Source organism: Legionella taurinensis (assembly GCF_900452865.1).
Classification (GTDB): domain Bacteria; phylum Pseudomonadota; class Gammaproteobacteria; order Legionellales; family Legionellaceae; genus Legionella_C; species Legionella_C taurinensis.
Genome location: NZ_UGOZ01000001.1, coordinates 2,006,764 through 2,030,830, shown reverse-complemented (window position 1 = coordinate 2,030,830; position 24,067 = coordinate 2,006,764). Strand labels below are relative to the sequence as shown.

Here is a 24,067-nt window from a genome sequence, read left to right as displayed (position 1 = left end):
TTGAACAATGAGATTAAAACGGAGTTACTGGCTTCTGGAATGACTTTGATAGGAAAAGAAATTCTGGACTCATTCATAACATCCAGGCCAGAGGTAAAAAAATGGATAAATACCTGGATTGGAGAGGTAGAGGGAACTATATGGACTACTCCACATGATATTAAAGCCAAATATGGAAGTGCGAGTTTTTTGGCTAATAATATCGTAATTTTTAATGTTAAAGGTAATAAATATAGGCTTGAGATTAAAGTTGCTTATAAAACATCAATTGTTAAGGTGCTCTGGGCTGGAAGTCATGAAGAGTATGATAAACGGAATCGAGAGCGGTAGGGTGAAAAAATGACTACAATTATATGCGATGAGCAGCAATACAAAAAATATCTAGATGAAGTAGATTCTCTTATGGATGCCGATCCTGATACTAATACTCCTGAAGGCGAACGTTTATCTTTACTTTCATTGGCTATTAAAGAGTATGAATCTAAACGTTATTTTTTTGAAAAACCATCTCCCATTGAAGCGATTCAATTTAGGATGGAAGAACAAAATTTAAATCAAAATGATCTGGTTAAATATATAGGAAGTAAAAGTAGAGTCTCAGAAATTTTGGCTGGTAAACGAAGCTTAACCATTCCAATGATAAGGACTTTAAATAAATTTTTAGGGATTCCTTTGGATATTTTGATTCAAGAGCCGAAATCAGAAAGTACTCCATTTAATATAGAAGACATAGATTACAAATATTTTCCATTATCTGAAATGATGAAAAGAAATTGGATTTCTATAAAAAATTCAAATATTCCAAAAGATATAAAAAAAGCATTTTTAGATTTTTTTGAACCGCTAGGCGGCGTCGTACCACAATGCGCTTTATGGAGGCGTACCATTAACAGAAGGGATGAGGATAGTTCCAATACAAATGATTTAATTGTTTGGACTGCTAAAGCCATGCTGCTAGCACAACAAATTAAAGTAGATGCTTACGATAGATCTGTAATCACTAAAAACTATCTCAAAGATTTAGCTAAGTTAAGCCAATTTGAGCAAGGACCGCTTCTTGCAAAAGAAAGATTGGCCAGAAATGGTATTAAGTTAATTTTTTTAAAGAATTTATCAAAAACAAAAGTTGATGGTATGTGTTTTTTGGATAAGGATGGCCATCCCGTTATTGTTTTGAGTTTACGTTACGACAGAATCGATTATTTTTGGTTTACACTTTTACATGAAATGTCCCATGTCTATAAACATTTAAATGATAAAAACCAATTTATTGATAATCTTGAAATGCAATCTTCTCTGAATCCGCAAGAAATAGAAGCAGATCGCATTGCTAAAGAAGCATTTATTGCGCGCGCTTTATGGAAAAGGAGCGATGCTTTTTCTCTTCGCACAGAGGAATCTATTATAGATCTTGCTAAACAGTTAAATATAAATCCCGCTATAGTTGCTGGAAGAATTCGTTATGAAACAAATGATTACACTAAATTTTCCAATTTAATAGGGCAAGGTAAAATTAATTTAATGTTGAATGAGTTTATCAATGAATAAATTAAATAATTATGTGCCTATAATGAGCCTTAAACAGGGTGAACTTAAAGCCATCAGCCTGCTAAGCTCAAAAGATTTGTTAAATATTTCGCCATTGTTCGATGTGCCGCGTGTTCCGATTGTATCCGGTAAACAAAGTAAAACATTAGATGATCATATTAAAAAAGTTGTCATTAATCTTGAAAAATATTGTAAAGAAATTAATTTTATTTTAGATTTTTCTTTAATCAATCTTAGTAGTCGGATGGAGGGTAATTTACATCCGCTTAAATATTTATGCGAATCATTACAAGAAAAAAATCTTAGCTTTATACCTACCATAGGATTAGATAGAGACGATAATTATTTAGCGGTGATAAAGGATATTGCAAATAATACACCTGATTTTAACTTGTGTTTTCGGTTGTTCATTGATGATTTGGAAGATGCTGAAAATACTCAGGATTCAATTTACCAAATACTCCAAAATTTAAAAATTGATATTGGGAAATGTCATTTAGTAGTCGATTGTAAATCAATTCAGACTAGTACAATTGAATATATCATTGATTTACTTGCTGAGTTTAATCAATTTATTCCCTTTCAAACCTGGAGTTCATTTGTGCTTGCTGCCTCAAGCTTTCCTTCTGATATGTCAATAATTCGTGCAAATACAAATGGTAGTATACCAAGAGTGGAATATGATCTGTGGCGTGCGGTTATTGATGCGTCCCTTCTTGTCGGAAGAGCTCCTAAGTTTGGTGATTATTGCATTGTTAACCCGGAAAGAGCTGAAATTGATCCAGTTATTATGAGAGCTGGGGGTAAGATTAGATACACAACTCAAAGAACATGGGAGGTCTTTCGAGGGCATAGTTTACAAAAAGGAGAAAAATATGCCCAGTATAGAACTCTTTCACAAAAAGTAGTCGACTCACCTTTTTACTTAGGTAAAGATTATTCTTGGGGGGATCAATACATATTAAACTGTGCGGAGAATACAGGGACAACTGGAAATTTAACAACTTGGGTTCAGGTAGATACCAACCATCATCTTAAATTTGTTGGTGAACAAATCTCCAATTTAAACGTTTTTTCAGAGAAAGATTAACGAATTCGCATAGCTCCTCCTCTTCATAAGTTATCAAAAGTTGCTTCCAAATTTCATCTCTAGATTTATATTTAAATTTACATGATAGATTTCTTTTCTCAAGAAGAAGCAGGGCTTCATTTTTCCATAGAAGCTGGATTATGCTGAAAGGATCTTTGCTTTTATTAGTTTCAGAATCTCTAATTTTTGTGTAGAGTAAATGATTCGACTGATCATATGTAACGGTAGAAATTCCCCACCATGAAGGTACTTTCTTCGTTACTTCTTCCTCATGTTTTTTCCCAACAACTATTTCTATATGATCAAAGATTTTATTGTAAGTGAGGATTTGATGGTCTAAACGATCCAGCGTATCCTTGTCGCTTTTGATTTCAATTCCTTTTGCAAGGCCATTAATAATGGCTATATCTATCCGGGCTTCTCCAAGGCATAAATCCAACTCTTCGATTATGATGCTATCTTGATTGGTGTTATTTTGGACGAGTGACTCCAAAATTTTTGTTCTGATTATTTTATCGTTCAATTTATGGGTATGCATATTCACTTAGCTATTAAGTCACGATTTTAATATCGCACAAATTTGATATTACTTAAATATAATTGATAAAGATGGTTATGGCTATACCTGTGGCTATACCTGTGGCTATACCTGTTGTCAAAATTTAACATGAAAATTTCGATTTAAATTCATAACCCATTGATTTCATTGGCGTCCCGGGCAGGATTCGAACCTGCGACCTGCCCCTTAGGAGGGGGCTGCGCTATCCAGCTGTGCCACCGGGACTTTAAACAGGCAAGTCTACCTTATTCAGGGTACAAATAACAACATGGCCTTGCTCTACATGGATTGGTAATTCGGGCCGCCGCCGCCTTCAGGCGCTTGCCAGACAATGTTCTGACGCGGATCCTTGATGTCGCAGGTTTTGCAGTGGATGCAATTCTGCGCGTTAATCTGCAGGCGCGGGCCAGCCTCATCCTCAACGATTTCATACACGGCAGCGGGGCAGTAGCGGCTCTCGGGAGAGGCGTATTCCTGATAATTCACGGCAATGGCCAGGGCCGGATCCCGTAAGGTCAGGTGACAGGGCTGATTTTCTTCATGGTAAGTATTGGTCAGGTAAACCGAACTTAAGCGATCGAAGGTTAAAATGCCATCAGGCTTAGGGTAGACGATTTTTTTGGCTTTGGCAGCCGGCTGCAGGGTGGCATAATCGGCATGGTGCTTGAATGTCCAGGGCGATTTGCCATAGGTAATGTAGGTTTCAAAGGCAGCATTAGCCAGGCCAAAAAACAGGCCAAACCGGAATCCCGGCCGAATGTTTCTTACCGCATACAATTCGTCAGCCACCCAGGACTGGTTGAGCTTCTCAGGATAAGCCTTAAGCTCTGTCTGTTTATCTTCTGCGGTATTGCCTGCCATCAAGAGTTCAAAACAGGCTTCGGCAGCCAGCATGCCCGATTTCATGGCGGTGTGCGTGCCTTTGATTTTGGGTACATTTAAAAAACCCGCCGCATCGCCGATGAGCGCTCCTCCCGGGAAGGTCAATTTCGGAATGGATTGCCAGCCTCCTTCATTTAATGCCCGCGCGCCGTAACTGATGCGCTCTCCGTCCTGAAGTGTTTTACGCACAAAGGGATGGGTTTTGAAGCGTTGAAATTCCGCAAACGGGTTAAGCCAGGGATTCTCGTAATCGAGGCCGATAACATAACCAAGGGCCACGCGGTTATCGGAGAGGTGGTAAATGAATGAACCGCCATAGGTGGCGTTGTCCAAAGGCCAGCCAAAGGTATGAATGACCCTGCCGGGATGATGATTTTCTGGTTTGACCTGCCATATTTCCTTAATGCCTATGCCGTAAGTCTGGGGTTGACACTGGTCGCGCAGTTGAAAGCGGTGCATGAGGTTCTGGCTCAATTGCCCGCGGCAGCCTTCGGCAAACAGGGTTTGTCTGGCATGGAGATGCATGCCGGGTTGGTAATTGCTGGTTTGGTTGCCTTTTTTGTCAATTCCGACATCGCCGGTCGCCACGCCAATGACTTCGCCGTGGGTGTTGTAGAGAATTTCAGACGCTGGAAAACCCGGATAAATTTCGCAGCCCAGATTTTCAGCCTGAACCGCCAGGAATTGGCAAAGTTCGCCCAGACTGATGATGTAATTGCCCTCGTTTTTCATGGGTCTTGGCGTTGGCATGCGAAAAGCGCGCTTGCTGGTCAGCCAATAAAAGGCGTCTTCGGTGACGGCCGTATTCAAGGGGGCTTCCTGCCAGGTGTCCGGCAGCAGTTCTTTAAGACTTCGCGGTTCAAGGACTGCGCCTGAAAGGATGTGAGCGCCCACCTGAGCGCCTTTTTCAAGGACACAGACTGAGATGTCTTTGTTTTGAGCGGCGGCTAATTGCTTGAGTTTAATCGCGGCCGATAATCCAGAAGGACCCGCACCAACAATGACCACATCGTATTCCATCGTTTCGTGTTCCACACCAAATTCCTTCTTTAGCAAAGTCGTAAAAGATTACCTTAATGCCATTGAATAGCAAGGCTTTTGTCATGGAAGTGCCGGTACGGACGGTGTTAATTTAGGAGCCAGTTGTTATATGATATGAGCGCGAGCGCCGCGATGACTTGAGCGTTTCGACCCGCCTTGCCGATATGCCGTTTGATAGGCTCAGCGATGATAACAGGAGGTTAAAGCATGCAGGATGGAGAACTTTACGCGGGCGGTTTGGGCCTGCATTTTTATGAACGTGCTGAACTGGAGCCTCTCGATGGACTCGAGGGATGGCCTGCCTCACTGGCCATCGCCCGCAATGCCCTGCGCATCCTCACCATGGGATGGCAGGATGAGGTCAAGTCTCTGTTCAGCCGCAAGGTCATCAAAGCCGTCTTCTGGTCTCGCGATCGGGAGTTGATGCGGGCCATGCGCGTGGCCTTCCAGCAGGGGTTTGACCATGTATTTCACCAGTTGCAGGGTAAGCCGCTGGAGCCTCTGCAGCAGCGCCAGGCCGAACTGTACATCAGCCAGTGCTTAAGCCTGTTGCCTTTTAGCGACATTACACCTTATGAATGCTTTACCATTCCTCAATACATCAATAAACGCTGGCAAAGGGTGCACTACAAGGTGGTTCCCATTGAACTGACGCCAGTCTCTGGTTTTAAAAAACTATTCTTAAGTGAAGAAGACCGCGTATTCGCTTACGGCCTTGAGCCCATCAATCACCCGGATGCCTCACCGCAGCTTGTGTTTATGGGAACAACCTATCCTGCCGGCCAGGGGTTTGTGTCGCAGGTGAATACCGACCTCGAAGGGTTTGAAACCGCCGGAAAAAAACTTTACCGCAACGGCCGCGACAACATCGTGCGCTGGCTTAACCGTCAGGGTAGAAAAACCTGCGTCTGCGGTACAAGCCTGGGTGGGGCCTTGTCCCTGTTATTGGCCATTGATCAGGGCGATAAACTCTGCCGCGTCGATGCGTTTAACCCGCCGGGGCTCTACAAATCCTGGCTTAAGAAAAGCCGGTATGATCATTGGGAAGACATTCGTAAACACAATAAAAACCTGAAAGTCCGTGTGTACAAACAGGGGAATGATCCCATCTCCAAATTCGGCGAATGGAAAGAAGACTGGGACATTGTGCACGTGATTCCCTCCGAAGCGCGCAAAAAGCAATTGAATCCTCTGACGGATCACGCCATGATTTATTCCGGCTATGAAGACACTCAATTCGTTGGTGTGGATACCAAAGTGGACAATGAAGAACGCAGAAAACGCAATTTCTGGTTCTATGGGTTGCTGCGCGGCGTGTTTTATTACTCGGTGCTCGTGCCTTTTCGCTACGGTGCCTTGCCGGCGCTGCGTTACCTTTGGGCCCATAAGCGGCAGGTCAGCCTGGTGCTTGGTTTTTTTGTCCTGTTCCTTTTGTTTCCTGCGTTAATCCCGGCCTTGGCCATTCCTGGGCCCGCTCTTCTGGGATTGCTGGCCTGCGCGCTTTGTTCAGCTCTTATCTGGGGCTATTTTTCTGACTTGATGCTCACCCTGCTCTATGATGATTTTACCCACCGCAAACGGGGGGAATTTGACTCGTTTTTAAACTGGGTTTCCGAACGTCCAGTCTGGGTAAAGGCTTTGTTGGGTACAGGGATGGTGTTGATTACGGCCACGATGCTTGTGGTACCCTTCATCCCGGTGTGTGCACCCCTGGTGACGCCGGTCTTTTTTTTAGCGCTGGCGGCAGTGCCTTTACTGGCCTTTTTGACCCATTGCGTCATTAAGAGCATACAGACGCTGGCGGGCTTAAATAAGCCCACTCGTGCCGATTGCCATGATCCCTTGTTGCCGAGAAATCCTGAAAAGGACATCTACCGCAAGGAAATGAGTGCCAGAATGAGCATTCAGGATTTGGGCGATTACCATTTCGCCACTCGTCGCCTGCTGAACGATAAACCGTACCTGCCTTTATCGGGGGATGAATGCCGTGATCGTTACGCGGGATTGTCCAAACGGGACGTGCTTGAGAAAAGCCAGAATGCAGAGGAGGCCACACAAGTCATTCAAGTGAAAGCCAGTGAGGCTAAAATTCATGAAATGCAGCAAATAGTCTCCATCGCCCGCCGTTTTGGGTTTCAAAAATCGCCGGCCTGTGTTCAAGAATTGAAAGCTGTTCATGATGATTATCAACAAGGCAACGTCAGGCCCCGGGACGCGGCCGATGACGATTTAAATGATGAGAACAGGATGGGCTGTTGGGTTTAGCGCTTATTCAAACGGCTTCCAGAATGGCCGCTACGCCCATGCCGCCTGCGGTGCAGATGGAAATCAACCCGCGCCCTGAGCCTTTTTGATGCAGTAATTTGGCCAGGGTGCCGACAATGCGTGTCCCGGTGGCCGCAAACGGATGCCCCAGCGCAAGACTTCCACCTTTGATGTTCATTTTGCTTTGATCAATGGGACCTAAGGCCTGTTTTGCTCTCAGCACATTGCGGCAATACTCCTCGGATTCCCAGGCCTTGAGTGTACACAGCACTTGACCGGCGAAGGCTTCATGAATTTCATAAAAATCAAAATCCTGCAGTTTGAGCCCATTGCGGTACAATAATTCATACACGGCACGGGTAGGCGCCATAAGCAATCCTTCGCCATGAACAAAATCCACCGCAGCAACCTGCGCATCGACGAAGCGGGCCAACAGGGGATGACGGTGTTGTTTGGCGATGTCTTCGCTGACTAAATACACGGCCGATGAGCCATCAGTCAGCGGCGTGCTGTTGCCGGCGGTTAATGTGCCTGTCACTGTTTTGTCAAAAGCGGGTTTGAGTTTTTCAAGTTTTTCAAGCGTGGTGTCTGGACGAAGCGTGCCATCGCGGTGTAAGCCTTTAAAATCAAAAACCAGATCATCATAAAACCCCTCGTCATAGGCACGTGCGGCTTTTTGATGGCTGGCCCAGGCGAGTTGATCCTGGTCTTTACGGCTTATCCGCCATTGCTTGACCATTTTTTCAGTGTGCTCACCCATGGAGAGGCCCGTACGGGGTTCCTTGACGGAGGGGTATTGCGGTTTAAAATGGCTGGGTTTAAACGACAGCACCGCCTTTATTTTTTGCATTGGCGTTTTGGCTTCATTGAGTTTCAGAAGAATGCGGGTGAAGGATTGACGAAACATCACCGGCAGGTCACTGTTGGAATCAACGCCGCCGGCAATGCCGTCGTCCATTTGATAATTGGCAATTTTCAAGGCAATTTGTAGGGTGGTTTCCAGGCTTGTACCACAGGCTCTCTGCAGGGTATAAGCGGGTGTATCGGGATTGAGCGTGGTGCCCAGCACGGCTTCTCGGGCCAGATTCCAGTTCATGGAGCTGTTAATGACAGCCCCAAGGCCCACGTCGCCGACGGTTCGGCCGCTTAACTGCAGGGTATCGACCAGCCGTTGCAGGGAGGCAATCATTAAATCCTGGGTTTGTACGTCCCGGTAATCAGTCATCGATTTGACAAAGGGAATGCGGGCACTCCCTGCAATGTAAACTGCGCGTGTTTTCATGGTTGGTATCCGCTGCCAAAGGCTATATTAATAGTCTAGTAATTCTCTGTCAGTTTGCCGGTTAAAAACCCGTTAATACAATTTTGCCACGGGAACGGCCGCTTTCAATCAGTTCATGAGCGCGCTTTAAGTTAGCCGCATTAATCGGTCCAAAGGTTTCATTGAGTGTAGTATGAAGATTGCCCTGATCAACCAATTCGCTGATTTGATTGAGAATGGTATGCTGCTGGATGCGATCCGCTGTTTTATACATCGAACGAGTGAACATCATTTCCCAATGAACGGACAGGCTCTTTAATTTAAACAGCTTAATGTCGAGATTGACCGGATCGTCAATCAAGGCAAATTTCGCCTGCGGTTTCAAGCAGCGGATCAATTCTTCCGCATGCGAATCACTGTGCGTTAAGCTCGCGACATAATCCACCTGATTGATGTCAAAATGATTGAGTTGATCCAGCATGGGGTGGGTGTGATCAATGACAAAATGCCCGCCTTGCTTGAGTATCCAGTCGATGCTTTCCTGTCTCGAGGCCGTACCTATGATAGTCAGCGACGTCAGTTGACGCGCCAACTGCACCAGAATGGACCCCACGCCGCCCGCAGCACCGGTAATTAAAATGGATGCTTTTTCGTCTTTATCAATGGCAAGGCGATCAAACAGCAATTCCCAGGCAGTGAGACTGGTCAGGGGCATGGCAGCAGCCTGGGTGAAGGACAGGCTTTTGGGTTTTTTGCCCACCAGATTTTCATCAATCAGATGGTATTCGCTGTTGCAACCGGCCCGCATCAGATCACCGGCATACCAGACTTCGTCACCGGGTTTAAATAACGACACCTTGGCGCCGACCTTCTTGACCACCCCGGCGGCATCCCAGCCGAGAATGCGGTAATCGCCTTCTTCCGGGTTGGCTTTAACGCGGACTTTGCAGTCAACGGGATTAACTGCCACGGCTTTTACTTCAACTAAAAGATCAGAATCACCGGGGGTGGGGATTGGTAATTCAATGTCGGTTAATACATTGGCTGGCCCGGCTTTTTGGTATCCTACAGCTTTCATAATGCTCCTTGCGGCAGATGAATGATCATTAGTATAGTGCCTAAGACCGGGGGATTGTCCAAGGATAAATTCATTTATGACTGTGAATTTAAGGCGTATACTTAAAAGCACCGCTAACCACGCGAGAAATCATGAAAAAACTAATCCATGGGATCCTGTTGATGCTGGGTTTTGCTGCGCACGCCGCCAACAACACGGCCATGACCTTGAATGTCGCCGCCGGAGAAGAGCAATTTAAAGTCACGCTACAGGCTAATCCCACCACGGGGTATCAGTGGACAGTACAAAACTACGATCAAACTCTGTTTAAACTGATGAGCAGTCAGTATGTGGCGCCGCAAACAAAATTGATCGGGGCCGGGGGACAAATGGTTTTTACCTTCGCGGTTAATGAGGGGGTTGCCTTGCCGGAAAGCAGCACCATGACTTTTCGTTATGCCCGTCCCTGGGAGCCTAAGGAAGGAACGACACAACAAGTCATTATTCAGTTTAAGCCTTAGCCCCTGCTCAGTTGGAGAGACGGCGTCGCCACGGCTTTATCTGATTCGACTGCGATGTCCTCAAGCAACGTTTGGAACTGGCTCTTGCGGGTAAACAGGCTATTAAAGGTTTTATCTTTTATGGCCAGTTCGTCGTTTGTTCCAAGCGCCGCCAGGTTGACAGGATGTTGCGACAGGGCAGTGACAACCATGCGGATGGCGTTGATAACCGCCTGATACCGGGCTGCCCGATCCTCAATGAGGCAAAACTGATACAGGACACGACTCACGCCGTTTTCACTTTGAAAGGCCTGCCAGAGGTCATTGGCGTAGGCTTCGAGCTTAATTAATTGTTTGCTGAGATGAAGCCGTAAGGGATCGTTCGGCTTCTTAATATCCAGGGTGATTTTATCGGCCAATTGGCTGAAAAAACGCTGGCATTCGGTGGCGTTCGGGCGGTTTTCTTCTTGTGGATGGCACATGCGGTTAATGAATTCGGCCAGCAGTAATTCGTCATAGCTTAAGTATGGCTTGTCAGACAGGCTGTGGGATTCGCCGCTGTGATCGGTCATCCTAAACTGCTGAGCCATGATTTTGCCCAATGAAAAGACGTCACTGGCCCTGGAAAACAGATAACCGTTGTCGGTTTCCGTTTCAGGCGCCATGTAATGCTTGTCGGACGAGTAGCTGACCCGGATGTGGGTATGACCTTGGGGGAGTGTTTTGGCCCGGTTAAAATCAATAATATTGACATGGCCTTCGTTGGCATCCCAGAGGATATTATCAGGCTTTAAATCGGTATGGAGAATGCCGTGATTGTGCAGTTCAGCCAATTGTTCAGCGATTCTTGCACCAAGACACAAGGTGCTTAGAGAACCAAAACTGAATCGGTGCCTGTGCTTTTTATGCCCCATGTCATGGCCGGGATAAAGCGGCATGACCAGAACTGCCTCCTCGACCTGGGCTTCATAAATTAGGGTGCCGATGTCTTCATCCTGATACGTGACTTCTTTTTTGCGCGTACCATTGGAAAAACCAAAGGAGCGATGAAGCCCTTCGAGCAGGTGATGTTCATCCTGGGCTTCCATGAGCGCGCTTTCGCGATCCGAGCCGGCCACGGTCCCCCCTTGGGAGTAGTCGGTTATTTTAACCGCATAGGCGGGTTCAGGCATCACGTTGCCGGTTTCAGCATCAAGACACAGGGCTTTGGATACTTCGCCAAAAGTACCTGATCCAAGCCGTTGAGTCAGTAACAAATAGACAGGTTCATCCTGTTGATAAACCTTGACCAGGGTTAACTCAGGATTTTTGGGTACCACATGGACATTGACAGTTTTATTCTTAGCCAAGGTCGCGATGCCTTTCAGAATAAGCTGCCTGTCTTTTTCTATTGTTTCAATGACGACACGGGAAGGGGTGCTCACATGCTCATCGCTTTATAAAACCAAATGGACCCGTAGGTTAACAAAATAACATTAAGGATATATTAATTTATTTGTAGCAACAAAAAGCCTTAAGCAGCGGGATATCAGAAAAAGGAACGGTGCGGAAGAATGGGCCGAGTTTCGGGGGATTGAGGGCGAGCTTCTGAACGTCAAGCAGGTGCTTTCCTGTGGCGGGAATGGTGAAAAGCCCCTGTGATTTGGCCGCCTTGAGGTTGTTGTCGTCATCATCGATAAGGCAAGTCGGACCTTGATAATTCAGTTCCGATTGAATGGCCTGGATGTGCTGAGTTTTATTGCTACCCTGCATTGGGAATGGCAGCCAGGAATGGATACAAATCCTGTCGACTTCAGATAACTCAAGGCCAATGACTTCCTTAAGGTAACGTGGAAAAAGCAAGCCTCCAAAACTGTTGAACGAAGCAATGGCCACGTGATGGCCTTTTTTAAGCAGTAATTGCAGTGTTTCTTTCCAAATCTCAGCGCCTCCCACCGGTTCTATCCGGCTTAGGATTTGCCATAACTCCTCGAGATTGCCCGAGGAGCCAGCCAGCAGATTATGGGTATTTTCTGAAACGATGGTTCCATCAAAATCAAAAATAAAAAGCATGGCTTTACTTAATCACCCACGTTATGCGCGACCTTTTTTCGAAAAGGAAGGTAGCGGGGTTCCCAGAACATCTCCTGAATTAACTGGTCAAGATCGGAGTCCTGATTTTTTTGAGCAAGGCCCTCGGCGATGGCTGTTCTGGCAACGGCCACGGCAATGTTTTTAGCCACTGTCTGTGCATCGTCCAGGGAGGGCAATAAGGGCAGGAAGCTGTCTTTTTTACTGGGAGAGTGTCCGCTGAGTTCTTCGGCTGCTGCCCAAATCATGCCTTTTGATAAACGGGACGCGCCAACCGCCAGAATCCCTAAGCCAATGCCCGGGAAAACCAGAGCATTGTTACACTGCGCAATGTCCACCAGGCGGTTCTGGTATTCCACAGCGGGGAAGGCAGTACCGGTTGCAATCAATGCCCGTCCCTGACTCCAGGCGAGAATGTCGGCGGGTTGGGCTTCGCATTTCTCATCCGGGTTGGACAGGGGGAAAATGATCGGACGTTCGCAGGTTTTGGACATGGTTTCGATGATATCCTGCGAAAAAGCGCCGGGCTGAGCAGAACAACCGATTAAAATGGTCGGTTTGACATGACGGACGGTGTCGGTCAATGACGGATGCTGCCGGTCATTGATTGACCATGCCGCCACGTCTGCCATTTTTCGTGCATAGGGTTGCTGCGCTTCAGTCAGTTCCTGGTCGTATTCCAGCAAAAGCCCCTGACGATCGATAAGCCAGAAGCGGCGATAGGCTTCTTCAGCGCTTAATCCACGCCGCATCAGGGCATCTACAATCTGATCACTGATGCCCGTGCCTGCTGAACCTGCGCCAAAGACCACGATGCAATGATCTTCAAGCGGTTTGCCTGTCACATCGCAGGCGGCCAGCAGCGCCGCCAGAGTGACCGCGCCGGTGCCCTGGATGTCATCATTGAAAGTACATAGCTCATCCTGGAATTTATCGAGGATGCGTCGGGCATTGCTGCGGCCAAAATCTTCCCAATGCAGGAAGGCATTGGGGAAATGCTGGCGTATGGTGCTGACAAAGGCCGAAATAAAGGCATCGTATTGCTCCGCATTGATGCGGGGATGGCGGCATCCCAGGTACATGGGATCATTGAGTAAATCCTGGTTATTCGTCCCCACGTCAAGAAACACAGGCAGTGTCCGTGTTGGATCAATCCCGCCGCAGAGGCTGTAAACCATCAGTTTGGCGACGGGGATATCCATGCCGCCGATGCCCTGATCGCCAATACCCAATACCCCTTCGCCATCGGTCACCACAATCAGATCAATGTCGGGATTGGAGCGGTTGGTGACAATTTCTTCAAGCCAGTTTTTATCGGAATGGGCGATGTAGAGTCCACGCGGCTGACGGTATTCATGGCTGAAACGTTTGACCGCCGTGCCGACGATGGGGGTGTAAATGGTGGGTAGCATTTCGGCAAGGTGACGGCTCAGTAATTTATAAAAAAGAACCTGATTTTTATCATGCAGATTATTGAGGTAGATATTCTGCTGCAGGCGGGTAGTGTAGCCTGAGTATTGCAGGTAGGCGCGTTTGACCTGCTCATCGAGGGTTTCGATGCGGTGCGGCAGTTTCCCTAAAAGTCCAAAGGCACGACGTTCTTCCTGGGTAAAAGCCGTGCTTTTATTGAGTTGGGGAATGGTTAATAACGGTTTACCGGTTATCGAGGTTTCTATAAAGAGTTCGCCTGTCTCATCGTCGCGTACAATTTTAAAGTCCAGCATAATGTTTCATCACCGCTTAAATCGCTATACCTTAACGAATTGCTAAAATTTATTCAATCTGGGACTCATAAAATATCGCCTGTCCTGATAACGCGCAGACAGGCGCTGCCGCCGGGTCAGATCTTACCTAAGGCTTTCACTCTGTGTTAACATCCATTCTTTAATTGAGCGAACCTGAGGTTTCTGATGTTGAGATTTGTGGTCATGGCGTGGGCAATGTTCTTGCTCAACTCCTGCGCGGCTCATGATGAGCGCTACTACCGTTTGAATCCGCCGGAATTGATTGAAGTGATGAAAGCCTGCCCTGAAAAGCAACCCCGTCACGTAAGCTGTGATGAATTAAAGCCGGTGTTTGCCGAGGTCAGCCAGATGGCTTATCAACTGCAAATCAATCCTCAACGTTTTGGTTCCCGTATCTTAAGCCTTCAGCAGGAGCTGGGCAAACAACAGGCTCTGCTTAAGCAAAACCCCAACCAGCCGAAACTTGCGGCTGACATTGAAAAAAATCAACAGCAATTGGCCGAGTTACTGGCCATTGTAAGATGGCTTGAAGCGCCGGAAGGGTAGAAATGAAAATTCTGGTTAGTAATGACGATGGGGTATTCAGTCCGGGAATTCGGGCTTTAGCCAATGAGATGGCGACAATTGCCGACGTGTTTGTGGTTGCTCCCGACAGAAATCGCAGCGGTGCCAGTAATTCCCTGACCCTGACGCGTCCCCTGCGGGTTAAACAACTGGATAATGGCTATTACTGTGTGGAAGGTACGCCCACCGATTGTGTGCACCTTGCCGTCACTGGCTTTCTTGAGCCGAATGTGGTGGACATGGTGGTTTCCGGCATTAATGATGGGTCCAATCTGGGGGATGATATTCTTTATTCAGGCACGGTGGCTGCCGCGATGGAAGGGCGGTACCTGGGATTGCCGGCCATTGCCTTTTCGATGGCAGGAAACGGCAATATCCAGCACTATGACACGGCCGCCGTGATTGCCCGGCAATTAGTGACTAAAATTAAGGCAGACATGTTGCCGCTGCAGACGATTTTGAATGTTAATATTCCGGATTTGCCGCTGCAGCAGATTAAGGGCATCGAAGTCACCCGCCTGGGCACGCGCCATGGCGCTGAACCGATGATTAAGCAAAACGATCCTCGCGGGCGTCCCATTTATTGGGTAGGCTTGCCAGGCTCTGAGGCAGACGCCGGACCTGGAACTGATTTTTATGCGATAAGCCAGGGTTTTGTGTCCATAACCCCTTTAAATCTGGACATGACCCATTACAAAGTCTTTGATCAATTATCAAATTGGGTGGATGGCATCAATTGGGACTAATTCGCATTTTTTCCTATTTATATGACAAAATGATTCGCTGGTCGGGGCACAGTCATGCGCCTTACTATTTAGCCGGCGTCTCGTTTGCCGAATCGTCTTTTTTTCCCATCCCACCGGATGTGATGCTAATCACCATGGGGTTGGCTGCCCCGGAAAAATCCTGGCGTTATGCCCTGATTACCACGATTTTTTCAGTACTGGGCGGGCTGTTTGGCTACCTGATTGGCTTTTTTGGTATTGAGGTGCTGTCTCACTGGCTAAACGGCTCTTCCTATTATCACAGTTACCTGCACGTGGTGGATCTGTTTAAAGTCTATGGGTTATGGATTATTTTTATCGCTGGTTTTTCTCCTATCCCCTATAAATTGTTCACCATTGCGGCAGGCGCTCTGCATATGGCCATTCTGCCTTTTGTACTGGCCTCGTTTTTAGGCAGGGGGCTGCGGTTCTTTTTAGTGTCCGGCATTTTGTTTTACATGGGTGACCGTATTGAGACTAAACTCAGGCCAATCATTGATTGGCTGGGTTGGTTGGTGGTATTGCTTATCGTGCTTGGGTTTATCGTGGCGAAATACATTGTCTGAGAGTGATCATGCGCAAGCTTTTTCTGTTGTTGATTAGTGTAATGCTTGCAGGGTGCGGCGAACGAACTGATCTGGCGCCTGTTGAAGAATTAAAATGGCAACCCCATATTAACTCTCAAGGGACTCACATTGTCCGTCCTGGCGAAACATTGTATGCCGTGGCTTTTCGCTACGATACCGATTTCAGGCAGCTTGCTGCCTATAATCGGTTGCGAAGCCCGTATGCCTTGCGGGTCGGGCAGGTGTTGAGGATTAGGAAATCAGTTTATACTCAAAGAAGTAAACCCTATTCTTATCGGCAAACAACGCCCGCGATCAAACGCTGGCAACCGGCACCGGACAGGAAGAAATACGCAACGCCCGTGAAACGAGGGTGGTTTTCAACCCCTCGAGGGTACGGCGGTGCATGGCAGTGGCCTGCTCAAGGGCGAGTTGTGACCGGTTTCGTGCCCCAACAGGGAAAAAAAGGCATAGATATTGCTGGTAAAAAAGGCGACCTGGTTCGTGCTTCTGCGAATGGAGTTGTTGCTTATGCAGGCAGTGGACTCTCAGGCTATGGTAATTTAATTATCATTAAGCATGACGGGCAATTCTTAACGGCATACGGCAATAATCTTCATAATCGGGTAAAAGAAGGTCAACGGGTTAAAGCCGGGCAAATAATTGCCGACATGGGAATTATAGACAGGAAATTTTTTGGCGTGCACTTTGAAATCCGCCGTTCAGGCCAACCTGTCAATCCCATGAGTTATTTGCGACGAGGTTGACAGCGGACAGGCCAGTGTTGCAACAATAGGACAAGTGTTTCTTCTTTGTATCGATTTAAACACAATAGGTGAAATCATGCAGACTGAAGACGATTCTACAAAAGAAACAGCGGTTCCCGAAGAGGATTGGGAAGAGTCTGCTGACGAGTCGTTGCTCCTGGAGGACGATCTGGTAGCCAACGAGGAAGAAGAGCAACCCGATTTTTCGGACGAAGAGACCTTTCCCAGTTTTCAACGCGGCCGGCAGGCAGCCAAAGTCATGGATGCCACTCAGCTTTATCTGAGCGAAATCGGCTTTTCGCCGCTGCTTTCTGCCGAAGAGGAAGTGCATTATGCGCGCCTCGCGCTCAAAGGGGATGCCGCCGCACGGAAAAAAATGATTGAATCCAACCTGCGTCTGGTGGTCAAAATTTCGAGGCGATACTTGAATCGGGGGTTGCCTTTACTTGATTTAATCGAAGAGGGCAACCTCGGGCTGATGAAATCGGTGGAAAAATTTGATCCGGATCGCGGTTTTCGCTTCTCCACCTATGCAACCTGGTGGATTCGCCAAACGATTGAACGGGCAATCATGAATCAGACCCGTACCATTCGATTGCCTATTCATGTGGTGAAAGAACTGAATGTCTATCTTCGCGCCGCCCGCCAGTTGACGCAAAAACTGGATCACGAGCCATCCGCCGAAGAAATCGCTGAAATGGTGGATAAACCCCTGGAGGACGTCGAAAAATTACTGGGTCTAAACGACAAAGTCGCGTCGGTGGACACGCCCATTGGTTACGATGAAAACAAATCCCTGCTGGATACCATTGCTGATGAAAACAGCATGAACCCGGCGGAACTGTTGACCGATGAAAATCTGCGTGCCCACATTGAATCTTTGCTCGATAAATTGACCGAAAACCAGCAGCAGGTGATTGCCCGCCGCTTTGGCTTACGGGGTTTTGAAAAAGCGACACTGGAAGATGTCGGCAAAGAGATTGATTTAACGCGTGAGCGCGTGCGGCAAATTCAGGTGGAAGCCTTAAAAACCCTGCGCGGGTTACTGGAGAGGGTGGGTTTAACCCAGGAAGATTTATTTTAATTTTTAGACAGATTATAAACCCGGCATCCGCCGGGTTTTTTTATTCCTGACAAAGGAGGAAGGCGCTCCCCAAACGTTACGATGTGTAAGCGAATGGCAGGGTTTGCCAGCACTCGGTATAGTCCCTTTGTCTTGCCGGATGCGCCATGGCCGTTGGGTTTATCAGCCAGGTTTCGTTGGTTTCAAACATAAAAGCCAAGGTGTTTTTATATTGCACCGGCTTTAACGGGTCCTTAATCGCCTGTTGATAGGCGGTATTATCTGGCCCATGCGCGGTCATGCAATTATGAATGCTGACGCCGCCTGGCAAAAAACCATCCGGTTTAGCATCGTATTCGCCCTGAATTAATCCCATGAGTTCACTCATGATGTTGCGGTGGAAGTAGGGCGGGCGGAAGGTGTGTTCGGCCACCATCCATCGCGGTGGGAAAATGACAAAATCCAGGTTGGCAATGCCGGGCAGGTGGCTTTCGGAAGTTAACACCGTAAAAATAGACGGATCGGGGTGATCAAAACTGACGGTATTGATGGTATTGAATAAAGAAAGATCGTAACTGTAGGGTGCGTAATTTCCCTGCCAGGCGACCACATTGAGCGGCGAGTGGTTGCTGTCGGCAGCCCAGAGACGGTGTTGGTATTTACAAATCAATTTCACCTCGTCATGCCGTTCCTCATAATCAGCGCAGGGGTATAGAAAATGACGGGGATTAGCCAGGCCGTTGGCGCCAATTGGGCCTAGCTGCGGCAGGGTAAGCGGCATACCGGCATTCTCACACAGGTAACCTGAGGCCAGTGGACTGTTTAATTCCACCCGGAATTTAACCCCGCGGGGGATGACCGCAATTTTACCCGGTCCTATGGACAGCTTGCCAAATTCCGTGTGAAGCAGCAGATCACCGAGGTAGGGGACGAACAGCATTTCACCATCGCTGTTATAAAAATAACGCTGGTGCATGGAGCGGTTGCACTGGTAAAGAAACGCATTGTTACTGGCATTGCCGGCTAAATGAAAAAGCCCGTCAACGAAATCCGTCGGCGCGTCCGGTGAGGGAAAGGGCGACCAGCGAAACGGGTTGGGGGGTTGCAGGGTATCGAAGTGGACTAAGGGTTTTTCCCGATAAGGAATGTAATCGCCCTGAATAACCGACGGCGCTGTGCGATAGAGCCAGCTTCGCAGGTTGAGGTGACGGGGCCTGGTAAAAGCGCTGCCGCTTAATTGTTCGGCGTAAAGACCAAAAGGACATTCCTGAGGCGAATTCTGTTCTTTCGGTAAAGAACCGGGGATTGCTTCCGTTTGATGAAAGTTGCCAAAGCCTGCGAGATACACTCAATGCCTCCTCCCTTGCAAAATAGGTCACTAGCATAGCCTGAAGCAAATAAGCTTGTCGAGTTTCATTCAGTCTCCCGTTCTTTTTATTTCCCGAACAAGGTATAATTTGACTATTTGACAGTATAGAGGTAAAGGCGATGGCCGGTCATAGTAAATGGGCGAATATCAAATTCAGGAAAGGTGTTCAGGACGCCAAACGCGGGAAAATTTTTACTAAATTAATCCGTGAAATTACCGTTTCGGCTAGAATGGGCGGCGGTGATGAATCATCGAATCCGCGCCTTCGCGACGCAGTGATTAAAGCACTGAAAGCCAACATGAAACGTGACACCATCGACAATGCCATTAAACGCGGGGCAGGCGGTTTAGACGGTGAAAACATGATGGAAATGCGCTACGAGGGTTACGGCCCGGGTGGTGTGGCCATTCTGGTTGATTGCTTATCCGACAACAAAAACCGCACGGTGTCTGAGGTGCGGCATGCCTTCACCAAACACGGCGGTAATCTGGGTACTGACGGTTCCGTTTCGTATCTTTTCACCAAGCAGGGTTCCATCCTGCTGGCTGCCGGTCAACCCGAAGAGGCGGTGATGGAGCTCGCCATTGAGGCAGGCGCCGACGATGTACTGGTTGAGGATGGACAAATCGAAGTAATCACCAGTGCGGAAACCTATCATGCAGTGCTTCATGCCCTGCAGGAAGCCGGTTATGAGATTGAACAATCCGGCTTAACCATGAATGCGCAGACCCTGGTGACCATCGATAACGATTCCGCTGAAACCCTGATTAAATTGATTGACATGCTGGAAGATTTGGATGACGTACAGGAAGTCCACAGCAATGCCCAGTTTCCGGAGGCTTTACTGGAATCAATGGCCGGATGAGCATCATTCTAGGCATTGATCCGGGCTCTCGTGTCACGGGTTACGGGATCATCCGGGAGGAAAAGCGGCGTATTACGTATGTCGACAGCGGTTGCATACGCACGGCAGACGGCGAGTTAAGCGAGCGTTTGCTGGAAATCTTTGACGGCGTCTGCCTGCTAATGGATAATTTCAGCCCTGATGAAGTGGCCATTGAGCAGGTGTTTATGCATCAAAACCCTAATTCGGCATTGAAATTGGGGCATGCGCGGGGGGCCGCCATGGTGGCTGCGGCTTCCCATCGAGTAAAAATCAGTGAATATTCGCCGCGTGAGGTGAAGCAGGCGCTTGTAGGGTATGGCGGCGCCACCAAGGATCAGGTCAAACAAATGGTGATTCATTTGCTGATGTTAAACAGTTCGCCGCAAAGCGATGCGGCAGATGCCCTGGCTATTGCCATTTGCCACAGCCACTGGCGTCAAAGTTTAGTGGGACGTCAACAGAAACAGCTCAGGAGGGTAAAGCAATGATAGGCTGGCTGCAGGGAAAAATTATTGATAAGGAACATCCAGGAAAAATGGTCCTCGATGTTAATGGCGTGGGGTACGACATTGAAACCTCGTTGCCTACTTTTTTTGAAGTGGAGTCCAGAGAAGGCCTGCTGGATTTGCACATTCATACCATTGTGCGCGAAGATGCCCTGTTGCTTTATGGTTTTGCGGATAAGCAGGAACGGGCTCTGTTCAGGGCTTTACTCAAGGTTAACGGCATTGGCCCCAAGGTGGCACTGAGTATCCTTTCAAGCATTACGCCCCTTGAATTTATTCAATGTGTCCATCAGAACAATACCCTGCAATTGACTCATATCCCAGGCATTGGCAAAAAAACAGCAGAGCGTTTAGTCATGGAGATGAAAGACAATCTCAGTCATTTGGCGAATGTCGAGTCGTTTCATTTGTTTACCTCAAAATCAGCGGGCGGTCTGCACCATGATCAACAGGAAGCCATCAGTGCGCTTGAGGCATTGGGCTATAAAAATCAGGATGCTGTGAAAGTCATTAAAAAAATCGATGACGGCACAAAAAACTGCGAACAGTTGATTCGCCAAGCCCTGCAGCTTCTTGCGGTGAGGGCTTAACTGCCAGTCTGCGGGGTCAGGCTAACGTTCCGCTTCAGCGGAAGGTTGGCCTGGGGCCATCATTCTGTAAACTGCTCTTTTGGATTGTCCTGATGCAGGGGAAAATAAACCCGGACAATGAGGCCCGTGCCTTCTTTGGGTGAATCCAGTTCCACTTTGCCGCCGTGGAGATCCGTAATTTGTCTGACAATGGCAAGACCCAGTCCGCTGCCTGGACTTTTGTTCCCTAACACCCTGAAAAATCGTTCAAAAACACGCGACTGCAATTCACTGGGTATACCCGGACCATTATCAGAGACTTGAAGCACGATGTCGTCGTTTTTCTGGTAAACCTGCACCAGCACCTTGCCGGCATCCTTGCAATAGCGGATGGCATTGTCAACCAGGTTGCGAATAAGAATACTGATGGCTGTCAGATTGCCGGCAAAATCAGGCAGGTTCTCCTCATGCTCAAACTCCAGCTCAATCTGCTTTTCGACCGCACTGGGCGCCAGCATAGCTAATACTTCACGAGTAATTTTGACCAGATTGACTGCATCAATGTCATTCAGCGAATTGGCCTCAGGAACCAGTTTGCTCATGGTTAAAAGCTGCTGCACAATGTGCGTGCTGCGATTGACACTGGCAATGAGCTTCTGCAAAGCCAGGTTTTTTTCTTCAAGATCATTGGTATTTAAAGCCACCTGAGCTTGGGCTTTAAGTGCGGCAAGCGGGGTCCGTAATTCATGGGCTGCGTCAGCGGCAAAGCGTTTCTCGCGCTCAAAGCCTTCCTGCAGCCGATAAAACAATTTATTCAATTCATCAATAACGGGTTTGATTTCTTCGGGAACTTCTTCCAGATCCACGGGTTTTAAATGGGTTGGGGCGCGGTTAGCCACTTCCTGTGCGACGCGATCAAGGCTATCTAAACCGCGGCCGATAATGATCCAGATGAGCAAGCCGGAGAGCGGGAAGGTCAGCAACATGATGTAGAGATCATCCTGGGCGATACGATGCCCCAATTCGTTGCGGGTATCATAGCGTTCGGCCAGTACGGTGCGTATGCCGGCTTTGTCATTGTAGGTGGTAAATACCCGCCATTTTTGATCCGAAAGGTATTTGTCGCTAAACCCGTCCTCTTCAGCGGTTAAAGGAATTTTAGGGGCGGTGGACGAATGCAGGAGCAATTTTCCGCCGTTGGTCCAGACCTGAAAGTTAAATTTATCAAGGTAGTTTTTAGGCGGTAGATCGTTTAAAAAACGCCGCTGGTAATAATTTTCAATTTTCTGTGGAATAATTTCCAGGTTATTCTGAATTTTCACCAGGGGGCGCTCATGCAGATCATCCCCAAGCAGGGCCTGATAGGATAAAGCGGAAATCGCCATCAGCGTATCGAGGTGCTCCTGAATGTCTTTTTGATCGAGGTAATAGTTCCCAATGGCAGTTAACGTCGTCGTGATCGTGATAGCCAACAGAAGATTGATCAATAAAAACTTGCGTATTGAGGATTTCACAGACGTCAGTTACTCTCGTTTTTTTCAGCCATGTACCCTACACCGCGTATCGTCCGGATGAAATTGGCATTGAGCTTCTTACGCAGGTTATGAATATGAACTTCCAGCGCGTTGCTGTCGACGTCTTCATCCCAGCCGTAGATGCTTTGCATTAATTGCTCTCTGGAGAGGACCTGACCGCTGTTTTCCAGGAGCTTCTGCAACAAGGCAAATTCGCGACGGGGGACATTGACGATGGTGTCATCGACATACACGCTATGAGCAGCCGGATCAAGCGTGACATTGCGGTACTGCAGTACGGAATCGGCACGGCCAGTCGAGCGTCGAACCAGGGCCCGTACCCGGGCGCTCAATTCATTTAAATCAAAGGGTTTGATCAGGTAATCATCGGCGCCGCTGTCCAGCCCCTTCACTCTGTCTTCTATTGATTCACGTGCCGTCAGAATGATCACAGGCGTTGCGTTGCCTTCGTTGCGAATGGCCTGTAAAAACCCAAGACCGGATAACTTGGGTAAACCGAGGTCCAAAATAATCAATTCGAATGATTCAGCTTTTACAGCGGCGCGGGCAGCCTCGCCGTCTTTAAGCCAGTCCACAATGTAGCCAAATTGGGTCAGGCCCGCCTTGACTGCATCACCCAGCAATTCATCATCTTCGACCAGTAGCAATCTCATGGTTTGCTCCAAATGTTATGGCAGACTTTTCCCGGAGTCCCTGGAGGGTTGGTTTTCGTCTTCCTTCTCGATAAGGTGCCGACTTAAATAAATAGCCTGTAGAAACACAAACAGCAACGTTAATCCCGCGCCGCCGAATAATTTGAAATTGACCCAGACATCCGTGCTGTAATGGTAAGCCACGTAAAGATTTAAAATGCCCATCAGTATAAAAAAGCCGGCCCAGGCGTAGTTCAGCCGATACCAGGTCTGCATGGGCAGCTTGATGTTATGCTCTATCATCTTCTGGATCAGCGTGCGGCTGCCGATGAAGCGTGAGCCTAAAAAAACCAGGGCAGTCAACCAATAAATCCCGGTCGGTTTCCATTTAATAAACCAGGGGTCGTGAAGAATCAGGGTGGCGCCGCCTAAAATAAAAATAACGCCAAGGCCTATCAGATGCATTTTTTCGTAGCGCTGGTACTTGAGCCTGAAGAAGATAACTTGGATTAAGGAAGAAAGCATTGCGACAGCGGTAGCATAATAGATGCCATACAGCTTATAAGTAATAAAGAACAGAAGTATGGGAAAAAAGTCAAACAATAATTTCATGGGTGTTTGCTAATTTTTACAGGCAGTTAAGTTATCATTAAGTATAACACACCATTTAACTGCAACTTGCAAGGAAGTTTGCCTATATTTACTTTTCTTTACGGTGTTTTAGCGTCTTCCGTATTAAATCCTTCTGTTTTACTGTCAAAGCGTCCATTAAGTACTATTATTGTATAATAATTACACATTTTTTATCAGCGAGCGTGCAGGCTGGC

At 47.6% G+C, this 24,067-nt stretch carries 24 protein-coding genes and 1 tRNA gene; 13 read left to right on the top strand and 12 right to left on the bottom strand.

The window, feature by feature from the left end; translation table 11 throughout:
• The 3 genes from DYE45_RS09400 to DYE45_RS09390 are packed head-to-tail and all read left to right on the top strand — an operon-like array spanning position 1 to position 2,638.
• The gene (locus DYE45_RS09400; protein WP_206661539.1) at positions 1-330 is read left to right on the top strand and encodes a type II toxin-antitoxin system HigB family toxin; all 330 of its coding nucleotides are present in this window, start codon (positions 1-3) and stop codon (positions 328-330) included.
• A gap of 9 nt (positions 331-339) precedes the next feature.
• Positions 340-1,548 (top strand): helix-turn-helix domain-containing protein, encoded by a 1,209-nt coding sequence (locus DYE45_RS09395; RefSeq protein ID WP_115300816.1) that lies wholly within the window; start codon positions 340-342, stop codon positions 1,546-1,548.
• Positions 1,541-2,638, top strand: a complete 1,098-nt coding sequence (locus tag DYE45_RS09390) for a beta family protein (protein ID WP_160160710.1) — start codon at positions 1,541-1,543, stop codon at positions 2,636-2,638. Before DYE45_RS09395 ends, DYE45_RS09390 begins: the two co-directional genes overlap by 8 nt.
• Here DYE45_RS09390 and DYE45_RS09385 read toward each other — a convergent pair.
• The 3 genes from DYE45_RS09385 to DYE45_RS09375 form a co-directional block, all read right to left on the bottom strand.
• Complete coding sequence (locus DYE45_RS09385) at positions 2,583-3,176, bottom strand: sce7726 family protein (RefSeq protein ID WP_115300814.1); 594 nt, start codon at positions 3,174-3,176, stop codon at positions 2,583-2,585. The two genes, DYE45_RS09390 and DYE45_RS09385, sit on opposite strands and share 56 nt — an antisense overlap.
• Positions 3,177-3,345: 169 nt before the next feature.
• Positions 3,346-3,422: transfer RNA gene (locus DYE45_RS09380), tRNA-Arg, on the bottom strand.
• Between the two features lie 54 nt (positions 3,423-3,476).
• Complete coding sequence (locus DYE45_RS09375) at positions 3,477-5,114, bottom strand: electron transfer flavoprotein-ubiquinone oxidoreductase (protein ID WP_115300813.1); 1,638 nt, start codon at positions 5,112-5,114, stop codon at positions 3,477-3,479.
• 213 nt (positions 5,115-5,327) lie between these two features.
• On the opposite strand from DYE45_RS09375, the gene DYE45_RS09370 reads away from it, so the two are divergent.
• Entirely contained in the window at positions 5,328-7,385 is a 2,058-nt protein-coding gene (locus tag DYE45_RS09370) for a hypothetical protein (RefSeq protein ID WP_108292827.1), read from the top strand.
• A 7-nt stretch (positions 7,386-7,392) separates the two neighbouring features.
• On the opposite strand, the gene DYE45_RS09365 is transcribed toward DYE45_RS09370, so the two are convergent.
• Together DYE45_RS09365 and DYE45_RS09360 are read right to left on the bottom strand one after the other, a co-directional pair.
• Positions 7,393-8,667 carry an acetyl-CoA C-acetyltransferase gene (locus tag DYE45_RS09365; RefSeq protein ID WP_115300812.1) on the bottom strand — a complete coding sequence of 425 codons (1,275 nt, stop codon included), beginning with the start codon at positions 8,665-8,667 and terminating at the stop codon, positions 7,393-7,395.
• 61 nt (positions 8,668-8,728) lie between these two features.
• Entirely contained in the window at positions 8,729-9,724 is a 996-nt protein-coding gene (locus tag DYE45_RS09360) for a zinc-binding alcohol dehydrogenase family protein (protein WP_115300811.1), read from the bottom strand.
• A 131-nt stretch (positions 9,725-9,855) separates the two neighbouring features.
• On the opposite strand from DYE45_RS09360, the gene DYE45_RS09355 reads away from it, so the two are divergent.
• Positions 9,856-10,224: a protease inhibitor I42 family protein gene (locus tag DYE45_RS09355; RefSeq protein ID WP_207393863.1), complete on the top strand. Its 369-nt coding sequence runs from the start codon at positions 9,856-9,858 to the stop codon at positions 10,222-10,224.
• Here the strand turns inward: DYE45_RS09355 and DYE45_RS09350 are convergent.
• The 3 genes from DYE45_RS09350 to DYE45_RS09340 form a co-directional block, all read right to left on the bottom strand.
• A complete protein-coding gene (locus DYE45_RS09350) occupies positions 10,221-11,627 on the bottom strand; it encodes a protein kinase family protein (protein ID WP_115300810.1) in 1,407 nt (468 codons plus the stop codon). The genes DYE45_RS09355 and DYE45_RS09350 overlap by 4 nt on opposite strands.
• Positions 11,628-11,694: 67 nt before the next feature.
• Positions 11,695-12,255 carry an HAD family hydrolase gene (locus tag DYE45_RS09345; protein WP_108292819.1) on the bottom strand — a complete coding sequence of 187 codons (561 nt, stop codon included), beginning with the start codon at positions 12,253-12,255 and terminating at the stop codon, positions 11,695-11,697.
• An 8-nt stretch (positions 12,256-12,263) separates the two neighbouring features.
• Positions 12,264-13,997, bottom strand: a complete 1,734-nt coding sequence (locus tag DYE45_RS09340; protein WP_108292817.1) for an NAD-dependent malic enzyme — start codon at positions 13,995-13,997, stop codon at positions 12,264-12,266.
• A 216-nt stretch (positions 13,998-14,213) separates the two neighbouring features.
• Here DYE45_RS09340 and DYE45_RS09335 point away from each other — a divergent pair, with 216 nt between their 5' ends.
• The 5 genes from DYE45_RS09335 (at position 14,214) to rpoS (ending at position 17,763) form a co-directional block, all read left to right on the top strand.
• Positions 14,214-14,564 (top strand): hypothetical protein, encoded by a 351-nt coding sequence (locus DYE45_RS09335; RefSeq protein WP_108292815.1) that lies wholly within the window; start codon positions 14,214-14,216, stop codon positions 14,562-14,564.
• A 2-nt stretch (positions 14,565-14,566) separates the two neighbouring features.
• A complete protein-coding gene (surE, locus tag DYE45_RS09330) occupies positions 14,567-15,328 on the top strand; it encodes a 5'/3'-nucleotidase SurE (protein ID WP_108292813.1) in 762 nt (253 codons plus the stop codon).
• Between the two features lie 29 nt (positions 15,329-15,357).
• Complete coding sequence (locus DYE45_RS09325) at positions 15,358-15,912, top strand: YqaA family protein (RefSeq protein ID WP_207393864.1); 555 nt, start codon at positions 15,358-15,360, stop codon at positions 15,910-15,912.
• An 8-nt stretch (positions 15,913-15,920) separates the two neighbouring features.
• The gene (locus DYE45_RS09320) at positions 15,921-16,679 is read left to right on the top strand and encodes a peptidoglycan DD-metalloendopeptidase family protein (RefSeq protein ID WP_108292811.1); all 759 of its coding nucleotides are present in this window, start codon (positions 15,921-15,923) and stop codon (positions 16,677-16,679) included.
• Between the two features lie 76 nt (positions 16,680-16,755).
• On the top strand, positions 16,756-17,763 hold the full coding sequence (gene rpoS, locus DYE45_RS09315; protein ID WP_108292809.1) for an RNA polymerase sigma factor RpoS: 1,008 nt from the start codon (positions 16,756-16,758) through the stop codon (positions 17,761-17,763).
• 76 nt (positions 17,764-17,839) lie between these two features.
• On the opposite strand, the gene hmgA is transcribed toward rpoS, so the two are convergent.
• Positions 17,840-19,090 carry a homogentisate 1,2-dioxygenase gene (gene hmgA / locus DYE45_RS09310; protein ID WP_108292807.1) on the bottom strand — a complete coding sequence of 417 codons (1,251 nt, stop codon included), beginning with the start codon at positions 19,088-19,090 and terminating at the stop codon, positions 17,840-17,842.
• A 140-nt stretch (positions 19,091-19,230) separates the two neighbouring features.
• Between hmgA and DYE45_RS09305 the strand changes: the two genes are divergently transcribed.
• Genes DYE45_RS09305 through ruvA form a run of 3 tightly spaced genes read left to right on the top strand, consistent with a single transcriptional unit; the run spans position 19,231 to position 21,094 of the window.
• A complete protein-coding gene (locus tag DYE45_RS09305) occupies positions 19,231-19,977 on the top strand; it encodes a YebC/PmpR family DNA-binding transcriptional regulator (RefSeq protein ID WP_115300809.1) in 747 nt (248 codons plus the stop codon).
• Positions 19,974-20,486, top strand: a complete 513-nt coding sequence (gene ruvC / locus DYE45_RS09300; RefSeq protein WP_108292803.1) for a crossover junction endodeoxyribonuclease RuvC — start codon at positions 19,974-19,976, stop codon at positions 20,484-20,486. The genes DYE45_RS09305 and ruvC overlap by 4 nt, the downstream gene beginning before the upstream one ends.
• Positions 20,483-21,094, top strand: coding sequence for a Holliday junction branch migration protein RuvA (gene ruvA / locus DYE45_RS09295; RefSeq protein WP_108292801.1), 612 nt, complete (start codon positions 20,483-20,485; stop codon positions 21,092-21,094). Before ruvC ends, ruvA begins: the two co-directional genes overlap by 4 nt.
• 59 nt (positions 21,095-21,153) lie before the next feature.
• On the opposite strand, the gene DYE45_RS09290 is transcribed toward ruvA, so the two are convergent.
• From DYE45_RS09290 to DYE45_RS09280, 3 genes are read right to left on the bottom strand one after another with little or no spacing between them, the layout of a single operon-like run.
• Positions 21,154-22,587: an ATP-binding protein gene (locus DYE45_RS09290; RefSeq protein ID WP_108292799.1), complete on the bottom strand. Its 1,434-nt coding sequence runs from the start codon at positions 22,585-22,587 to the stop codon at positions 21,154-21,156.
• Between the two features lie 5 nt (positions 22,588-22,592).
• Positions 22,593-23,261, bottom strand: a complete 669-nt coding sequence (locus DYE45_RS09285; protein ID WP_058531389.1) for a response regulator — start codon at positions 23,259-23,261, stop codon at positions 22,593-22,595.
• Between the two features lie 15 nt (positions 23,262-23,276).
• On the bottom strand, positions 23,277-23,852 hold the full coding sequence (locus tag DYE45_RS09280) for a septation protein A (protein ID WP_108292797.1): 576 nt from the start codon (positions 23,850-23,852) through the stop codon (positions 23,277-23,279).
• Between the last annotated feature and the right edge of the window lie 215 nt (positions 23,853-24,067).

Coding starts and splice junctions, on each gene's coding strand:
- surE (WP_108292813.1), top strand. CDS start 14,567: ATGAAAATTCTGGTTAGTAATGACGATGGGGTATTCAGTCCGGGAATT.
- DYE45_RS09320 (WP_108292811.1), top strand. CDS start 15,921: ATGCGCAAGCTTTTTCTGTTGTTGATTAGTGTAATGCTTGCAGGGTGC.
- DYE45_RS09340 (WP_108292817.1), bottom strand. CDS start 13,997: ATGCTGGACTTTAAAATTGTACGCGACGATGAGACAGGCGAACTCTTT.
- ruvC (WP_108292803.1), top strand. CDS start 19,974: ATGAGCATCATTCTAGGCATTGATCCGGGCTCTCGTGTCACGGGTTAC.
- DYE45_RS09395 (WP_115300816.1), top strand. CDS start 340: ATGACTACAATTATATGCGATGAGCAGCAATACAAAAAATATCTAGAT.
- DYE45_RS09335 (WP_108292815.1), top strand. CDS start 14,214: ATGTTCTTGCTCAACTCCTGCGCGGCTCATGATGAGCGCTACTACCGT.
- DYE45_RS09285 (WP_058531389.1), bottom strand. CDS start 23,261: ATGAGATTGCTACTGGTCGAAGATGATGAATTGCTGGGTGATGCAGTC.
- rpoS (WP_108292809.1), top strand. CDS start 16,756: ATGCAGACTGAAGACGATTCTACAAAAGAAACAGCGGTTCCCGAAGAG.
- ruvA (WP_108292801.1), top strand. CDS start 20,483: ATGATAGGCTGGCTGCAGGGAAAAATTATTGATAAGGAACATCCAGGA.
- DYE45_RS09280 (WP_108292797.1), bottom strand. CDS start 23,852: ATGAAATTATTGTTTGACTTTTTTCCCATACTTCTGTTCTTTATTACT.
- DYE45_RS09305 (WP_115300809.1), top strand. CDS start 19,231: ATGGCCGGTCATAGTAAATGGGCGAATATCAAATTCAGGAAAGGTGTT.
- DYE45_RS09345 (WP_108292819.1), bottom strand. CDS start 12,255: ATGCTTTTTATTTTTGATTTTGATGGAACCATCGTTTCAGAAAATACC.
- DYE45_RS09360 (WP_115300811.1), bottom strand. CDS start 9,724: ATGAAAGCTGTAGGATACCAAAAAGCCGGGCCAGCCAATGTATTAACC.
- DYE45_RS09385 (WP_115300814.1), bottom strand. CDS start 3,176: ATGCATACCCATAAATTGAACGATAAAATAATCAGAACAAAAATTTTG.
- DYE45_RS09355 (WP_207393863.1), top strand. CDS start 9,856: ATGAAAAAACTAATCCATGGGATCCTGTTGATGCTGGGTTTTGCTGCG.
- DYE45_RS09370 (WP_108292827.1), top strand. CDS start 5,328: ATGCAGGATGGAGAACTTTACGCGGGCGGTTTGGGCCTGCATTTTTAT.
- DYE45_RS09365 (WP_115300812.1), bottom strand. CDS start 8,667: ATGAAAACACGCGCAGTTTACATTGCAGGGAGTGCCCGCATTCCCTTT.
- DYE45_RS09390 (WP_160160710.1), top strand. CDS start 1,541: ATGAATAAATTAAATAATTATGTGCCTATAATGAGCCTTAAACAGGGT.
- DYE45_RS09325 (WP_207393864.1), top strand. CDS start 15,358: ATGATTCGCTGGTCGGGGCACAGTCATGCGCCTTACTATTTAGCCGGC.